Here is a 15,083-nt window from a genome sequence, read left to right as displayed (position 1 = left end):
GGGGCCAGTCCCCGCACCCTTTCCCGGCACCGCCCCGAAAGGATTTCTCCCATGTCCGCCAATGTCCAGCGCCTCACCCCGGCCGCTCCGTCTGACGCCAAAGCCGCGGCCGAAGTTTTCGCCCTGCCCACGCCCGCTGCGCGCCCCGGCTCCTGGTCCAAGACACTGGCCAGCATCGCCGCTAACGTCGTGCCCCCGCTGGTAGTCATCGCGCTGATCCTGGTCATCTGGCAAATCCTCTGCGCCAGTCCCGGCGCCACGCTCCCCGCGCCCAGCCAGGTCTGGGCCGACGCGGGCGAGCTCATCGTCAGCCCCTTCTTCGATTACGGCCAGGGCGACATTGGGCTCGGCCTGCGCGTGCTGACTTCGTTGCAGCGCGTCGCCATCGGCTTCGGCATTGCGGCGCTGGTGGGGGTCACCGTGGGTGCCGTCATCGGCCAATCGATCTGGGCCATGCGCGGGCTCGACCCGATCTTCCAGATCCTGCGCACCGTGCCGCCGCTGGCCTGGCTGCCGCTCTCGCTGGCTGCCTTCATGGATTCCGCCCCCTCGGCCATTTTCGTGATTTTCATTACCTCGGTCTGGCCGGTGATCATCAATACGGCGGTGGGTGTGCGCAATATCCCGCAGGATTACCGCAACGTGGCGCGCATCCTGCAGCTCAACCAGGTCGAGTTCTTCTTCAAGATCATGATCCCGGCCGCCGCTCCCTACATTTTCACCGGGTTGCGCATCGGGGTGGGCCTCAGCTGGCTGGCCATCGTCGCCGCCGAAATGCTGACCGGGGGCGTAGGCATCGGTTTCTTCATCTGGGATGCGTGGAACAGCTCGCGCCTCTCCGACATCATCGTGGCGCTGGTCTATATCGGGGTCGTGGGGTTCATCCTCGACCGGCTGGTAGCGGCCGTCGGCGCCTTCGTCACCCGCGGCACCACCGCGAACTGAGGGCCCTTTCATGACCTATCTCCGCATCGAAAACGTCGACAAGCACTTTGACCGTGGTGGCGTCCGCTCCGAAGTCCTCAAGGATGTCAGTCTGGATATCGCCCAGGGCGAAGTGATCTCGATCATCGGCCATTCCGGCTGCGGCAAGTCCACTCTGCTCAATCTCATTGCGGGCCTCACCGAAGTTTCCTCCGGCGGCATCCAGCTCGAGGGGCGGGAGGTCAATGGCCCCGGCCCCGAACGCGCCGTGGTGTTCCAGAACCATTCGCTGCTGCCCTGGCTCACCGTCTATGAAAACGTCAACCTGGCCGTCGCCAAGGTGTTCGGCAAAACCAAGACCGGTGCCGAGCGCCATGACTGGATCATGCAGAACCTCGATCTGGTGCAGATGAGCCACGCCAAGGACAAGCGCCCCACCGAAATTTCGGGTGGCATGAAACAGCGCGTCGGCATTGCCCGGGCGCTCGCCATGCAGCCCAAAATCCTGCTGCTGGACGAGCCCTTTGGGGCGCTGGACGCCCTGACCCGCGCCCATCTGCAGGATGCGGTGATGGATATCCAGAAGCGCCTGGGCTCCACTATGATCATGATCACCCATGACGTGGACGAGGCCGTGCTGCTGAGCGACCGTATCGTCATGATGACCAACGGCCCTTCTGCCCGCATCGGGGAAATCCTGCCCGTGCCACTGGAGCGTCCGCGCAATCGCATCGAGCTGGCCGGCGACCGCACCTATCTCAAATGCCGCGAAGCGGTGCTCAAATTCCTCTACGAACGCCATCGCTTTGTGGAAGCCGCATAAAACTGCCTACAAATTAATCTTGCCCGCGTTTTGGGCATATTGATGCCCAATTGAGCCGCCCCATCGGTCCATAGCTTTTACGGGCGGGTCGGGCGCTTTCTTCAAGGCCTTGCAATTAAACGATAAATTCAGACGAACCGCACTTGGCACGCTTCGTGCAATGTTGACGGCGAAGAGGCGCCTCCCGAGGTCGCTTTCACAATCGATGTCCAATGACGGGCATCATCCCCAGGCAAAGCTGCCAACTGTTCTTCGCGCGGTCCCCAACCGACTGCGCCGAACCGTTGGCGGCTTTTTTGTTTTCGAGCGTGCAGACGGAGCTATTCCAATGACCAAGGACCAGGCGGGCGGACGCCCTGCGCTCATGGCCGAACCCACCCGCGCCCTGAGCGTGTCGACCATCGCGTTCACGGTGTGCTTTGCCGTGTGGACCATCTTTTCGATCATCGGCGTGTCGCTCAAGGAGCAGCTCGGCCTTTCCGAAACCCAGTTTGGCCTCCTCGTCGGCACCCCGGTGCTCACCGGCTCGCTGGTGCGCGTCGTGCTCGGCATCTGGACTGACCGCAAGGGCGGGCGTCTGGTCTATACGCTGACCATGCTGGCCGCCGCGCTCGCGACCTTCCTGCTCGCCTTTGCCCAGACCTATGAGCAATTGCTGCTGGCGGCGCTCGGCGTGGGTCTGGCCGGCGGCTCGTTTGCCGTGGGCGTTGCCTATGTCTCGCGCTTCTATCCGGCCGACAAGCAGGGCACGGCGCTCGGGATTTTCGGCGTCGGCAATGTCGGCGCCGCGGTCACCAAGTTCACCGCGCCCTTCGTCATGCTGGCCTGGGGCTGGCAGTCGGTGGCGCTGATCTGGGCCGGGGCCCTCGTGCTCATGGCCGCGATCTTCTGGTTCACCACCAAGGACGATCCGGTCACCATCCGCCGCCGCACCGAGGCTTACACCCCCAAGAGCCTGCTCAGCGAGTTCGCGCCGCTGCGCAACCCGCGGGTGTGGCGCTTCGCGCTCTACTATTTCTTCGCCTTCGGCGCTTTCGTTGCGCTGACCCTGTGGCTGCCGCGCTACCTCATCGGCGTCTACGGCTTCGATATCGCCACCGCCGGCATGGTTGCCGCCGCATACTCCATTCCCGCCAGCGTGTTCCGCGCCTATGGCGGCACGCTCAGCGACAAGGTGGGCGCCCGCGTCATCCTGTACTGGACCTTTGGCGTATCGCTGTTGGCCACGTTCATCCTCTCGCTGCCCGCCGGCGATTTCGTGGTGCAGGGTATTAATGGGCCGGTCGCCTTCCACTTCGCCATCAGCCACTGGGCCTTCATCGCACTGGTGTTCGTGCTCGGCTTCTTCATGAGCCTGGGCAAGGCCGCCGTGTTCAAGCACATCCCGGCCTATTACCCGCAGAATGTGGGAGCGGTAGGCGGGCTGGTCGGCATGATCGGTGGCCTGGGCGGGTTTTTCCTGCCGCTCCTGTTCGGCGTCCTCAACGATCTCACCGGTATCTGGTCGAGCTGCTTCATGGCTCTGTTCGTCCTGGTCGCCATTTCCCTCATTTGGATGCACACGGCCATCCGGCGCATGGAGCGCCGGCAGACCGTGACGCAGCCGGCCTGAGCCTTATGCAAGGAGACCCCCTCATGCAAAAGACTGAAAGACTCGTTATTATCGGCAATGGCATGGCACCCGGCCGCGCCCTCGAGAAACTCTTCGAGACCGATCCGGGCCGCTACAGCGTCACCATTTTCAACGCCGAACCGCGCGTCAATTACGACCGCATCATGCTCTCGCCGGTACTGTCGGGTGAGAAGTCCTTCGAGGACATCATCATCCATGGCGATGCCTGGTACATCGAAAATCAGATCATGCTCTACAAGGGGCACAAGGTCGTCGAGATCGATCGCGAAAACCGCATCGTGCGCTCCGAACAGGGCGCTACGGCCGAATATGACAAGCTGATCATCGCCACCGGCTCGGTGCCCTTCATCATCCCTGTGCCCGGCCACAAGCTGGCTGGCGTGCTGAGCTATCGCGACCTCGACGACGTGCATGCCATGATGCTGGCCGCCAAGGCACGCGGCCATGCAGTGGTCATTGGCGGCGGCCTGCTTGGGCTCGAAGCCGCGGCCGGCCTCATCAACCAGGGCATGACGGTCACCGTGCTGCATATCGCTCCCACGCTGATGGAGCGCCAGCTCGATCCGGCTGCCGGCTATCTGCTCCAGAAGGAGTTGGAGCGCCGCGGCATCCAGGTCATCACCAAGGCCAATACCAAGGAAATCACCGGCACCGACCGCGTCGAGGCGGTGCATCTGGATGACGGCACCGTCATCAAGGCCGATATCGTGGTCATGGCCGTCGGCATCCGTCCCAATTCGGGCCTGGGCAAGCAAGCCGGTCTCGCGGTCAATCGCGGCATCGTCGTCAACGACCAGATGCAGACTTCTGATCCCGCCATCTACGCACTGGGCGAGTGCGCCGAGGTGGGCGGCATGTGCTATGGCCTTGTCGCCCCGCTCTACCAGCAGGCCAATATCGTGGCCGCGCATCTGGGCGGCGATCACGGCGCGGCCTTTGTGCCGCAATATACCGCCACCCGCCTCAAGGTCACCGGCATCGATCTCTATTCGGCCGGCGATTTCGGCGAGGGCGAGGACCGCGAGGAAATCGTGCTGCGCGATGCCAATGCCGGCGTCTACAAGCGCCTGATCCTCAAGGACGACAAGATTATCGGCGCCGTGCTCTATGGCGAAACCGCTGACGGTCCCTGGTTCTTCGACATGCTCAAGAACAAGACCGATACACGCGACATGCGGGACACATTGATCTTTGGCCAGGCCTATCAAGGAGGGTCCCCACTGGACCCTATGGCGGCCGTTGCAGCATTGCCGGATGAGGCAGAGATTTGCGGCTGCAACGGCGTATGCAAAGGCAAGATCACCGGCGCCATCACGGCCAAGGGCCTGACCACGCTCGATGGCGTGCGTGCCCACACCAAGGCTTCCGCCTCCTGCGGTTCCTGCACCGGGCTGGTCGAGCAGCTCCTGCACGCTACTTTGGGCGATGCCTATAATCCCGCCGCCGTGCAGCCCATGTGCCCCTGCACTGAATATGGCCATGACGACGTGCGTCGCCTGATCATCGCCAAGTCGCTCAAATCCATTCCCGCCGTGATGCAGGAGCTGGAATGGAAAACGTCCTGCGGCTGCGCCAAGTGCCGCCCGGCGCTCAATTACTATCTCGTGGCCGATTGGCCGGGTGAATATGAGGATGATGGCCAGTCCCGCTTCATCAACGAGCGCGTCCACGCCAATATCCAGAAGGACGGCACCTATTCGGTGGTCCCCCGCATGTGGGGCGGCATGACCAATCCCAAGGAATTGCGTGCCATTGCCGATGTGGCCGACAAATTCCACATCCCGGCCGTCAAGGTCACCGGCGGCCAGCGCATCGATCTGCTCGGCGTCAAAAAGGAAGACCTGCCCGGCGTCTGGGCCGATCTCAATGCCGCCGGCATGGTCTCGGGCGCCGCTTACGCCAAGGGCCTGCGTACGGTCAAAACCTGCGTCGGCTCCGACTGGTGTCGCTTCGGCACCCAGGATTCGACGGGCCTGGGCATTCGGCTGGAAAAATTCATGTGGGGCGCCTGGACCCCGGCCAAGGTCAAGCTCGCTGTCTCCGGCTGCCCACGCAATTGCGCCGAAGCCACCTGCAAGGATATCGGCGTGGTCTGCGTCGATTCTGGCTACGACATCCACTTCGCTGGTGCCGCCGGCCTCGACATCAAGCCCACCGAATTGCTCTGCCATGCCGAAACCGAGGACGAAGCCCTCGAGATCATCGTCGCGCTGACCCAGCTCTATCGCGAACAGGCCCGCTATCTCGAGCGCATCTACAAATGGGCCAAGCGCGTCGGTACCCCGTCGATCCTGGCCAATGTGGTCGCCGACCGCGACAAGCGCCGCGCCTGTTACGAGCGCTTTGTCTATGCGCAGACTTTTGCGCAGATCGATCCCTGGGAAGAACGCGTCAACGGCAAGGACGCCCACGAATTTGCCGCCATGGCCGAATTCGGCATGCCGGTAGCAGCGGAGTAATGGCAATGACCGACTGGATCGAAATCGGCGAGATCAACGCCATTCCCCGCCGCGGCGCCCGCTGCGTCAACACGCCGAGCGGCAAGATCGCGGTGTTCCGCACCCAGGAAGACCAGATCTTCGCCATCGAAAACCGCTGCCCTCATAAGCACGGCCCCTTGAGCGAAGGCATTGTCCACGGCGCCTCGGTCACCTGCCCGCTGCACAATTGGGTTTTTGACCTCGCCACTGGCCAGGCCCAGGGCGCCGACGAAGGCTCGGTGCGCACCTATCCCATCGATGTCGTCGACGGCCGCATCTTCATGGCCGCCGAAGCTGCACTGGTGGCAGCGGAGTAGGGCAGGGATGACCACCACCCGCACCACCTGCCCCTATTGCGGCGTCGGCTGCGGCGTGCTGGCCACCCCGCAACCCGACGGTTCCGTCGCCATTGCCGGCGACCCCGATCACCCGGCCAATTTCGGCCGGCTCTGCTCCAAAGGGTCCGCCCTGGGCGAAACCCTTTCGCTCGATGGCCGCTTGTTGCATCCCGAAATCAACGGCGCCCGCGCCACTTGGGACGACGCCCTCAACCTCGTCGCCGCCAGGTTCCAGGCCACCATTGCCGAACACGGCCCCAATTCCGTCGCCATCTATGGCTCGGGCCAATTGCTCACCGAGGACTACTACGTCGCCAACAAGCTGATGAAAGGCTTCATCGGCTCAGCCAATATCGACACCAATTCGCGCCTCTGCATGGCCTCCTCCGTCGCCGGCCATAAGCGCGCCTTCGGCTCCGATACCGTGCCCGGCAATTACGAAGATCTCGAACTGGCCGACCTCATCGTGCTGGTCGGCAGCAATCTTGGCTGGTGCCACCCGGTCCTCTACCAGCGCATCGTCGCCGCCAAGGCAGCGCGCCCCGATATGCGCGTGGTGCTGATCGATCCCCGCCGCACCGTCACGGCCGACATTGCCGACCTGCACCTGCCGGTGCAGTCAGATGGCGACAGCGCGCTGTTCGTTGGCCTATTGGCTCACCTGTCCCGCAACGGCGTCACTGCGCCCGCTTTCGTTACCGACCACACCTCCGGTGCGGAAGCCGCATTGCTGGTGGCCGAGGATTGGCCCATCGCTCGCGTCGCCACCGCCACGGGCCTGTCCGAACACGCCATTACCCTGTTCTACGACTGGTTTGCCCGCACCGAAAAAACCGTCACTGTCTATTCGCAGGGGGTCAATCAATCGGCCTCGGGCAGTGACAAGGTCAACGCCATCATCAATTGCCACCTGCTGACCGGCCGCATTGGCCGGCCGGGCATGGGCCCGTTCTCGGTCACCGGCCAGCCCAATGCTATGGGCGGCCGCGAAGTCGGCGGGCTCGCCAATATGCTGGCCGCCCATATGGATTTCACCCCCGAGGCGATCGAACGGGTAGGGCGCTTCTGGGGCAGCGACAATGTCGCCCAAAATCCCGGCCTCAAGGCCGTCGATCTCTTTGCCGCCATGGCGCGGGGGCAGATCAAGGCCGTCTGGATCATGGCGACCAACCCGGTCGATTCCATGCCCGAGGCCGATGCCGTCCGCGCGGCGCTCGCCGCCTGTCCCTTTGTCGTCGTCTCCGACATGTCGGCCCGCACCGATACCGGTGTGGTTGCCCATGTCCGCCTGCCCGCCGCCGGCTGGGGCGAAAAGAACGGCACCGTCACCAATTCGGAGCGCCGCATCTCGCGCCAACGGCCCTTTCTGGCAGCGCCGGGCGAAGCCCGTCCCGATTGGTGGATTGTCAGCCAGGTCGCCCAGCGCATGGGCTTCGACGCGGCTTTCGCCTATACGAGCCCCGCCGAAATCTTCGCCGAACACACCGCTCTCTCGGCCTTCGAAAATGACGGCGCCCGCGACTTTGATCTCACCGGCCTGCTTGGCGCCGATTATGACAGCCTGACGCCGACCCAGTGGCCCATCCGCAACAAGCCCGCCGCCCGCATGTTCGGCGCCGGCGCCTTCTACACGCCCGATGGCAAGGCCCGTTTCGTGCCCGTCCTGCCCCCGCCGCCCTTTGCCCCGGCGCCGGGCAGTTTCATTCTCAATACCGGCCGCGTGCGCGATCATTGGCACACCATGACCCGCACCGGCAAAGCCGCGCGCCTCTCCGCGCATTACGCCGAGCCTTTCGTTGAAATTCACCCCCAGGATGCCGAGGCGCTCAACATCCGCCGCGCCACCCTGGTGCGGCTCAACAACAATCACGGTACGGCCATCGTGCGCGCTTTGGTCACCGACCGGCAGCGCCGCGGCCACGTCTTCGTGCCCATGCATTGGACCGACCAATTTGCCTCGCATGGGCGCGTCGATGCCCTCGTTACCGCCAAGGTCGATCCGGTCTCGGCCCAGCCCGCCCTCAAAATGGCACTGGTTCATGCCGAGCCCGTCGCCGTGCGTCTCTACGGCTTCTTCGTCGCCGCCCATCGCCCGTCGCTCGACACATCCGACTATTGGGCCATTGCCGAAGCCCCCGGCGGCGTGCGCGGTGAACTGGCCTGGTTCGAGGAACCTGCCGACTGGGAAGCGTGGCTTCGCTCGGCCTTCGCCCTGCCGGACACCATCCGCATGCTCTCCGCCCTCGATACCCGCTCGGGTCGCCGCAGCTTTGCCGTCATGGCCGACGGCAAGCTGATCGCCGCGCTCTACACGTCGCCCGATCCGGTGCTCGTCTCGCGCCAATGGGCGGTGGGCCTGCTCACGGCGGATAAGCTCGATGGCTCCGCCGTCCTCGCGGGCCGCCCCGGCGCCGACATGCCCGATAGCGGCGCCATCGTCTGCTCCTGCTTTTCCGTCGGGATCAACACCATCGCCGCCGCCGTCACCGGGCAGGGCTGCACCACTGTCGAAGCCGTCGGCGCCTGCACCAAGGCCGGCACCAATTGCGGCTCCTGCCGCGCCGAAATCAGGGGGATCATCGATGCACATCGTCTCGCCGCCGCCGAGTAAGTCGCGTCCCGACCGCATGGCTCCGCTCGCCGTGCTGCCGGTATTTTTCAGCCTTGAAGGCAAGCGCGTGATCGCCATTGGCGGCTCCGAGCCCGCCACCTGGAAAATCGAATTGCTCGCCGCCGCCGGTGCCCATGTGCAGGTGCTGGCCCCGATCGACGAATGGTGCGACGAGCTGATCGCATTGGCCGAAACCGGTGCCTCGGCGGGCACGATCAGCCTGGTCGATTGCCATTGGGCGCCCTCCGACCTCTCCGGCGCAGCGCTTGCCGTCGCCGATATCGAGGACGACGCGGAAGCGCTCGCCTTCACCGAGGCCGCTCGCGACGCCAGCGTGCCCTATAACGTCATCGACCGGCCCGAATATTGCCAGTTCCAGTTCGGCGCCATCGTCAATCGCTCGCCCGTCGTGGTCAGCATTTCGACGGCCGGCGCGGCCCCCATTCTGGGCCAGGCCGTGCGCCGCCGCATCGAAACATTGCTGCCGCAAACGCTATCCGCCTGGGCGCAGCTGGCGCAGGATATTCGCGGCAAGGTCATGGCCGCGCTCGAACCCGGCCCGCAGCGCCGCGCCTTCTGGGAACGCCTGGCCGACCGTGCCTTTGGCGATGCCGCGCCCACACCAATGGACAGCGATATCGCGGCGATCAGCGCCGCCCCTGCCACAGGACGCGTCACGCTCGTCGGCGCCGGGCCCGGCGATGCGGACCTGCTCACCATCAAGGCCGTCCGCGCCCTCCAATCCGCCGACGTCATCCTGTTCGACGATCTGGTTTCGGCTGAAGTGCTCGAACTCGCCCGCCGCGAGGCCAAGCGCATGCTGGTCGGCAAGCGCGCGGCGCGCGAAAGCTGCCGCCAGGAAGATATCAATGCCATGATGTTGTCCCTGGCCCGCCAGGGCAAACATGTGGTGCGGCTAAAGTCCGGCGATCCAATGATTTTCGGCCGCGCCGGCGAAGAAATCGAAATGCTCGAACGGCACGGCATCGCCGTTTCCGTCGTCCCCGGCGTCACCGCCGCTTTGGCCCTTGCGTCCCGCCTCGGCGTCTCGCTGACCCATCGCGATCACGCCCAATCCGTGCGCTTCGTCACCGGCCATTCGCGCCAGGGCGTGCTGCCTGATACGCTCAATTGGCAAGCGCTATCCGACCCTGCCACCACCAGTGTCTATTACATGTCCCGCCGCACGCTGCCGGCCATCGTCGCGCAACTGCAAGGGCAGGGCATGTCGATGGTGACGCCCGCCATCATCGCCGGCAATGTCGGTCGGGCCGATGAGCAAATCTGGCGCGGTACGATCGGCCAAGCCGTCGCCGCCGTGACCGATTTCCCGCTAAGCGCCCCAACCATTTTCGCCGTCGGCGACGCCCTACACCGCGCTGCGCTTGGAACTGCTGCGGGCGACGACCCGCGGGGTGACGACGAAATGCTCGGCTTCCGCCCTGCCGCGAATGCGCTCGATTACCAGGCGGGCTGACTGCAGGCCCAGCAATTCCCCGGACTGATCCACACTGGTCAGCCCGTTCTGCGCGAAGTCGCAATACATCGTATTGTCATAGCCCACGATCGCCAGGTCCTGGGGGATGCGCAGGCCTAGTTCGGTCGCCACGCTGATGACCTCAAGCGCGATGAAATCGGTCCAGCAGAACAGCGCCTCGGGCTTGCTCGGCCCCTCCAGCAGCCGCCGCGCGGCGATCTGTACTTCGCGCAAAGTCTGCGGCGCGCGGATGATGTTGATATTCTCCCCCAGTCCGTTCTCGATCATTTCGCGGCGATAGCCCAGTTCCCGCTCGGACAGAATGGTCGAGGTGGTGGACGCCAGGCTCAGCATGGCGATGTTGCGAAAACCGTTGGTCAGCAAGTGCTTGACGACGAGGCGCGCGCCCAGCTGATCATCGTTGTTGACCGTGTCGAACAGCTGGCTGGTCTCGGCATGATGTCCGATTGTCACCAGCGGCTTCTGCTTGGCGATACTGCCCAGCCGGTCCATATATTCGGTGGTGCCGATCATGATGATGCCGTCCATCTGCCGGTCGATCATCGCCTCGACCAGCGCCTCTTCGGCCAGTCCCTGCGAATGGCTGGTCCCCATCATCAGCTGGTATTGCGTGCGCTCCAGCGCCGAATTCACCCCCGCCAGAATGTCGGCAAAGAACGGGTTGCGAATATCGGGCAGCACCAGGCCCAGCGTATAGGTCTGCCCGCGCATGCCCCGCGCTGAAGCCAGCGGCCGGTAATTGAGCTTGTTCATCGAGGCGCGCACCTTGCTGCGCAGCGACTCGCTGACGCCATAGGCTTCCCGCAACACCTTGGAAACGGCCGCGACCGAGACGCCGGCATCCTCCGCCACCTCCCGGATTGTTACGCGGTCGTTTTTCTTTTCCGGTTTTGCTTCAGCCATTCAAACGCCTTTCAGCCCTTCAAAATCGGGCATTTCCCCTTGTGTCATTATTCGGTGCGAACGCCTATTGCCAAACAAATGAAAATGTAGAACGCTATACGTAGAACAGTACACACTCGGAAACTACCGAGCCAGAGGAGAATGCCATGCACGATATCCGGGACAAGCACGCGCCGAGCCAGGCTCATGCAAACTGGGTCGCGCAGATGGTCCATCCCCTGGCCGACCAGGGCGTGGAAACCCCGGCATCTTTCATCAGCAAGGATTTCGAGCTATCCTCCGTCACGGGTGACGAGGTGCTGCGCATCAGCGCGCTGGGCCTTTATCGCTGCTTCATCAACGGCAAGCGCGTCGGCAATGACCTGCTGACCCCCGGCTGGACCAGCTATGACGCCCGCCTGAGCTACCAGCGCTATGCCGTGGCCGACCTGCTGGTGCCCGGCCGCAACCACATCGAAATCTGGCTGGCCGATGGCTGGCTGCGCTCGCAGATGATGTGGGGCGAGCACCCCATCTTCAACACCTGGGGCGACAAGATCGCCGCCATTGCCGAGTTGCGCAGCGGTGGCGCGGCCCCACTGCTCGTCACCGACACCAGCTGGCAGAGCGGCGAACTGCCGATCCGCAAATCCGGCATCTATTTCGGCGAGGTTTTCGACGCCCGCATTGCGGCCAAAGTATCCGCCGGCACCGAGGCATTGTCCTTCGATCCCGCCATTCTCATCCCGCATGAAACCACCCCGGTGCGCGAACTCGCTCCGCTGCCTGTGGTCAAATCCTGGGCCGATGCCGAAGGCCGCAATGTCTACGATTTCGGCCAGAACATGGGCGGCTACGTCGCCTTCACGGTCACCGGCGATGCCGGCGCCACCGTCAGCATCGAACATGCCGAAGTGCTCGATCAGGACGGCGCGTTCTACAATGGCAATTACCGCACCGCCGCCGCGCGTATCGACTACACCCTTGCCGGCACGGGCGAAGAGCAATACCGGCCCCATTTCACCTTCCAGGGCTTCCGCTATGCGCGGGTCACCCTCTCCGGCAATGCCCGCATCACCGCCATCGAGGCGGTGCCGATCAGCTCCGTTACCGAAGCCAAGGCCAGTTTCACCTCCGGCAATCCCCTGGTCGATCGGCTGGTGCTCAACACGCTGTGGTCCCAGCGCGCCAATTTCATCGAAGTGCCCACCGATTGCCCGCAGCGCGACGAGCGCCTGGGCTGGACCGGCGACGCGCAGGTCTTTGCCGGCACTGCCTGCTATCTGGGCGACAGCCACGGCTTCCTGACCAAGTGGATCCGCGACGTCATCGTGGATCAGCGCCCCGATGGCGCCGTGCCGCATGTTGTGCCTGATCCGACCCGCCAGCAGCCCGAACACTATCCCGGTTTCTTCGGCAGCACCGGCTGGGGCGATGCCATCGCCATCGTGCCCTGGCAGCTCTACCTGCATTATGGCGACGCCAATATCCTGCGCGAGGCACTGCCCGCCATGACCAAGTGGGTCGATTTCGTCTGGTCGATCAGCGATGGCCCGATCGTCAATCCACCCCGCTTCTGGGGCGGCCGTGGCTTCTCCTTCGGCGATTGGCTGCAGCCCAAGGGCCCCTCGGCCAAGCCGCTGCCCACCATTGGCGACGATGCCGCGGCGACCATTTATCTCTTCATCACCAGCACCTTGGTCGGCCGCATCGCCACCATTACCGGCGACGCCGCTTTGGCCGCCCGCATGGCGAAAATGGCCGCCGAGGTGAAGGCCGCCTTTGCCCGCGAATTCATCACCGCCTCGGGCCGCCTCTGCTACGACGATCAGACTTCCTATGCCTTGGCATTCCTGCACGACCTTATCCCGGACGAGCATGTCGAAGCGGCCAAGCGCTATTTCAAAGCGACCATTGCCCGCGCCGAGGGCCGTATCGGTACCGGCTTTATCGGTACCCCGGCTTTGCTGCCGGCGCTGGTCAAGATCGGCGAACCCGGTCTGGCCGCCAGCGTGTTCCTGCAGGAAGAAGTGCCCGGCTGGCTCTACCAGGTCAAAAAGGGCGCCACCACCATTTGGGAACGCTGGGACGCCATCCAGGCCGATGGCTCGATCTACAATCCGCAGATGAATTCCTACAATCACTACGCCTATGGCGCAGTCTGCCAATGGCTGTTCGAAGGTGTCGCCGGCTTCCAGCCGGATGCCAGCGATCCCGGCTTTGCCACCGTGATCTTTGCGCCCACCATCATTGCCGAACTTTCGCCCGTCGCGGCCAGCCATGACAGCGCCAACGGTACTATTCGTGCCGGCTGGACGCTGGATGGCAACCAGGTCCGCTACGATATCGAAGTGCCCCAAGGCGCCCGCGGCGTGTTGCGGCTACCGGCCGAATACCGCGACGTGACTGTCGATGGCCAGCCCCACCAAAGCGGCGCAGACCGCGAACTGGCGGCCGGTCCCCACCACGTCACCTTCACCTACGAAGCGCCCGAACATGCGGCCTTCGCCAAATCCAGAGTCAATGCGCGTACGCCATAGGCGGCGCGGAGGAGAATTCTGCCCGCTTCGGGCCAGATAAACATGGGAGGAAACTATGTTGAACAAGACCACCAGAATGCTGACCGGCCTGGCCGCCGGCCTCTTGACTGTCACGGCCCTGTCGGGCGCTGCCTTCGCCCAGAGCGTCAATCTTACCTATCTGATCCCCAGCGGCCCTGAAAACCAGGTCATCGCTGACGAGGTGGTCAAGGCCTTCGAAGCCGCCAATCCTGATATCAATGTCGATATCGAGACCCGGCCCGGCGGCTCGGAAGGCGACAATCTGATCAAGACGCGGCTGGCCACCGGCGCCATGGCCGACGTCTTCCTCTACAATTCCGGCTCGCTCTTCCAAGCGATCAATCCCCAGCAATTCCTGGTCGATCTCACCAACGAGCCCTGGCAGGCCGATGTACAGGCCAGCTTCAAGCCAGTGGTGACCGCGCCCGACGGCACCATTCGCGGCGCCCCCGCGCGCGCCGCCATGGCCGGCGGCATCTATTACAACAAGAAGATCTATGAAGAGCTGGGTCTGTCGGTCCCCAAGACCTGGGCCGAATTCATGGCCAATAACGAAAAGATCAAGGCCGCCGGCAAGGTCGCCGTGATCCAGACCTATGGCGACACCTGGACCAGCCAACTATTCGTGCTGGCCGACTTCTTCAACGTCCAGGCCAAGGACCCGCAATTCGCCAGCCGCTACACGGCCAACGAAGCCAAGTTCGCCACCGACCCGGCGGCCCTGCGCGGTTTTGAAAAGCTGCAGGAAACCCATGACGCCGGCTTCTTCAACGAAGATTTCGGCGCCGCCAAATATGACGACGGCATCCGCATGATCGCCATGGGCGAGGGCGCGCATTACCCCATGCTGACCTTTGCCACCACCGCAATCGCCCAGGCCTATCCCGATAATATCCAGGATGTCGGTTTCTTCGCCCAGCCCGGCGACGAAGCTGACCTCAATGGCCTGACGGTCTGGATGCCCGATGGCGTCTATATCGCCCAGACCACGCCCAATCTGGATGCCGCCAAGAAGTTCGTTGCCTTCATCGCCAGCGTTCCGGGCTGCGAAGCCCAGACCCGCGCCGGTGGCGCCTCTGGCCCCTATCTGGTCAATGGCTGCACCCTGCCGGCCGACGTGCCGCCGGCCGTGACCGACATGCTGCCCTACTTCGCCGAAGGCGGCCAGAACGCCCCGGCGCTGGAATTCCTCTCGCCCATCAAGGGCCCGGCGCTCGAACAGATCACCGTGGAAGTCGGCTCGGGCTTCCGTCCCGCCGCCGAGGGCGCCGCGCTCTATGATGAAGATGTTCGCAAGCAGGCTCAGCAGCTCGGCCTCCCAGGCTGGTAAGCA

Annotated in this window: 10 protein-coding genes; 9 read left to right on the top strand and 1 reads right to left on the bottom strand. The window is 64.0% G+C overall.

Translation table 11 applies throughout. From position 1 onward, the window contains the following. The first annotated feature begins 51 nt into the window (after nt 1-51). The 7 genes from ntrB to cysG all read left to right on the top strand — a co-directional run bounded on the left by ntrB (nt 52) and on the right by cysG (nt 10,286). A complete protein-coding gene (gene ntrB / locus ACI3KW_RS10675; RefSeq protein WP_404848049.1) occupies nt 52-945 on the top strand; it encodes a nitrate ABC transporter permease in 894 nt (297 codons plus the stop codon). 10 nt (nt 946-955) lie between these two features. Continuing rightward, nucleotides 956-1,747: an ABC transporter ATP-binding protein gene (locus ACI3KW_RS10670; RefSeq protein ID WP_262169829.1), complete on the top strand. Its 792-nt coding sequence runs from the start codon at nt 956-958 to the stop codon at nt 1,745-1,747. A gap of 328 nt (nt 1,748-2,075) precedes the next feature. Further along, nucleotides 2,076-3,359 carry a nitrate/nitrite transporter gene (locus tag ACI3KW_RS10665; RefSeq protein ID WP_404848048.1) on the top strand — a complete coding sequence of 428 codons (1,284 nt, stop codon included), beginning with the start codon at nt 2,076-2,078 and terminating at the stop codon, nt 3,357-3,359. A gap of 23 nt (nt 3,360-3,382) precedes the next feature. Continuing rightward, a complete protein-coding gene (nirB, locus tag ACI3KW_RS10660) occupies nt 3,383-5,839 on the top strand; it encodes a nitrite reductase large subunit NirB (protein ID WP_404848047.1) in 2,457 nt (818 codons plus the stop codon). Nucleotides 5,840-5,844: 5 nt separating this feature from the next. After that, nucleotides 5,845-6,177 carry a nitrite reductase small subunit NirD gene (nirD, locus tag ACI3KW_RS10655; RefSeq protein WP_262169824.1) on the top strand — a complete coding sequence of 111 codons (333 nt, stop codon included), beginning with the start codon at nt 5,845-5,847 and terminating at the stop codon, nt 6,175-6,177. A 7-nt stretch (nt 6,178-6,184) separates the two neighbouring features. Continuing rightward, nucleotides 6,185-8,809: a molybdopterin-dependent oxidoreductase gene (locus tag ACI3KW_RS10650; protein ID WP_404848046.1), complete on the top strand. Its 2,625-nt coding sequence runs from the start codon at nt 6,185-6,187 to the stop codon at nt 8,807-8,809. After that, a complete protein-coding gene (gene cysG / locus ACI3KW_RS10645; RefSeq protein ID WP_404848045.1) occupies nt 8,781-10,286 on the top strand; it encodes a siroheme synthase CysG in 1,506 nt (501 codons plus the stop codon). The genes ACI3KW_RS10650 and cysG overlap by 29 nt, the downstream gene beginning before the upstream one ends. Here the strand turns inward: cysG and ACI3KW_RS10640 are convergent. Then, entirely contained in the window at nt 10,179-11,210 is a 1,032-nt protein-coding gene (locus ACI3KW_RS10640; protein WP_404848044.1) for a LacI family DNA-binding transcriptional regulator, read from the bottom strand. The two genes, cysG and ACI3KW_RS10640, sit on opposite strands and share 108 nt — an antisense overlap. A 146-nt stretch (nt 11,211-11,356) precedes the next feature. Here ACI3KW_RS10640 and ACI3KW_RS10635 point away from each other — a divergent pair, with 146 nt between their 5' ends. Both ACI3KW_RS10635 and ACI3KW_RS10630 read left to right on the top strand, forming a co-directional pair. Further along, a complete protein-coding gene (locus ACI3KW_RS10635; RefSeq protein ID WP_404848043.1) occupies nt 11,357-13,729 on the top strand; it encodes a family 78 glycoside hydrolase catalytic domain in 2,373 nt (790 codons plus the stop codon). A 55-nt stretch (nt 13,730-13,784) separates the two neighbouring features. Then, nucleotides 13,785-15,080, top strand: coding sequence for an ABC transporter substrate-binding protein (locus ACI3KW_RS10630; RefSeq protein ID WP_404848042.1), 1,296 nt, complete (start codon nt 13,785-13,787; stop codon nt 15,078-15,080). The last annotated feature ends 3 nt before the right edge of the window (nt 15,081-15,083 follow it).

It is taken from the genome of Devosia sp. ZW T5_3 (genome assembly GCF_044987315.1).
GTDB lineage: Bacteria > Pseudomonadota > Alphaproteobacteria > Rhizobiales > Devosiaceae > Devosia.
Note: the sequence above shows the minus strand (reverse complement) of the source record. Positions and strands in the feature narration are given on the sequence as shown.

Bases quoted from the DNA above. Each gene is read 5' to 3' on its own strand.
- ntrB (WP_404848049.1), top strand. From the start codon at position 52: ATGTCCGCCAATGTCCAGCGCCTCACCCCGGCCGCTCCGTCTGACGCC.
- ACI3KW_RS10670 (WP_262169829.1), top strand. From the start codon at position 956: ATGACCTATCTCCGCATCGAAAACGTCGACAAGCACTTTGACCGTGGT.
- ACI3KW_RS10665 (WP_404848048.1), top strand. From the start codon at position 2,076: ATGACCAAGGACCAGGCGGGCGGACGCCCTGCGCTCATGGCCGAACCC.
- nirB (WP_404848047.1), top strand. From the start codon at position 3,383: ATGCAAAAGACTGAAAGACTCGTTATTATCGGCAATGGCATGGCACCC.
- nirD (WP_262169824.1), top strand. From the start codon at position 5,845: ATGACCGACTGGATCGAAATCGGCGAGATCAACGCCATTCCCCGCCGC.
- ACI3KW_RS10650 (WP_404848046.1), top strand. From the start codon at position 6,185: ATGACCACCACCCGCACCACCTGCCCCTATTGCGGCGTCGGCTGCGGC.
- cysG (WP_404848045.1), top strand. From the start codon at position 8,781: ATGCACATCGTCTCGCCGCCGCCGAGTAAGTCGCGTCCCGACCGCATG.
- ACI3KW_RS10640 (WP_404848044.1), bottom strand. From the start codon at position 11,210: ATGGCTGAAGCAAAACCGGAAAAGAAAAACGACCGCGTAACAATCCGG.
- ACI3KW_RS10635 (WP_404848043.1), top strand. From the start codon at position 11,357: ATGCACGATATCCGGGACAAGCACGCGCCGAGCCAGGCTCATGCAAAC.
- ACI3KW_RS10630 (WP_404848042.1), top strand. From the start codon at position 13,785: ATGTTGAACAAGACCACCAGAATGCTGACCGGCCTGGCCGCCGGCCTC.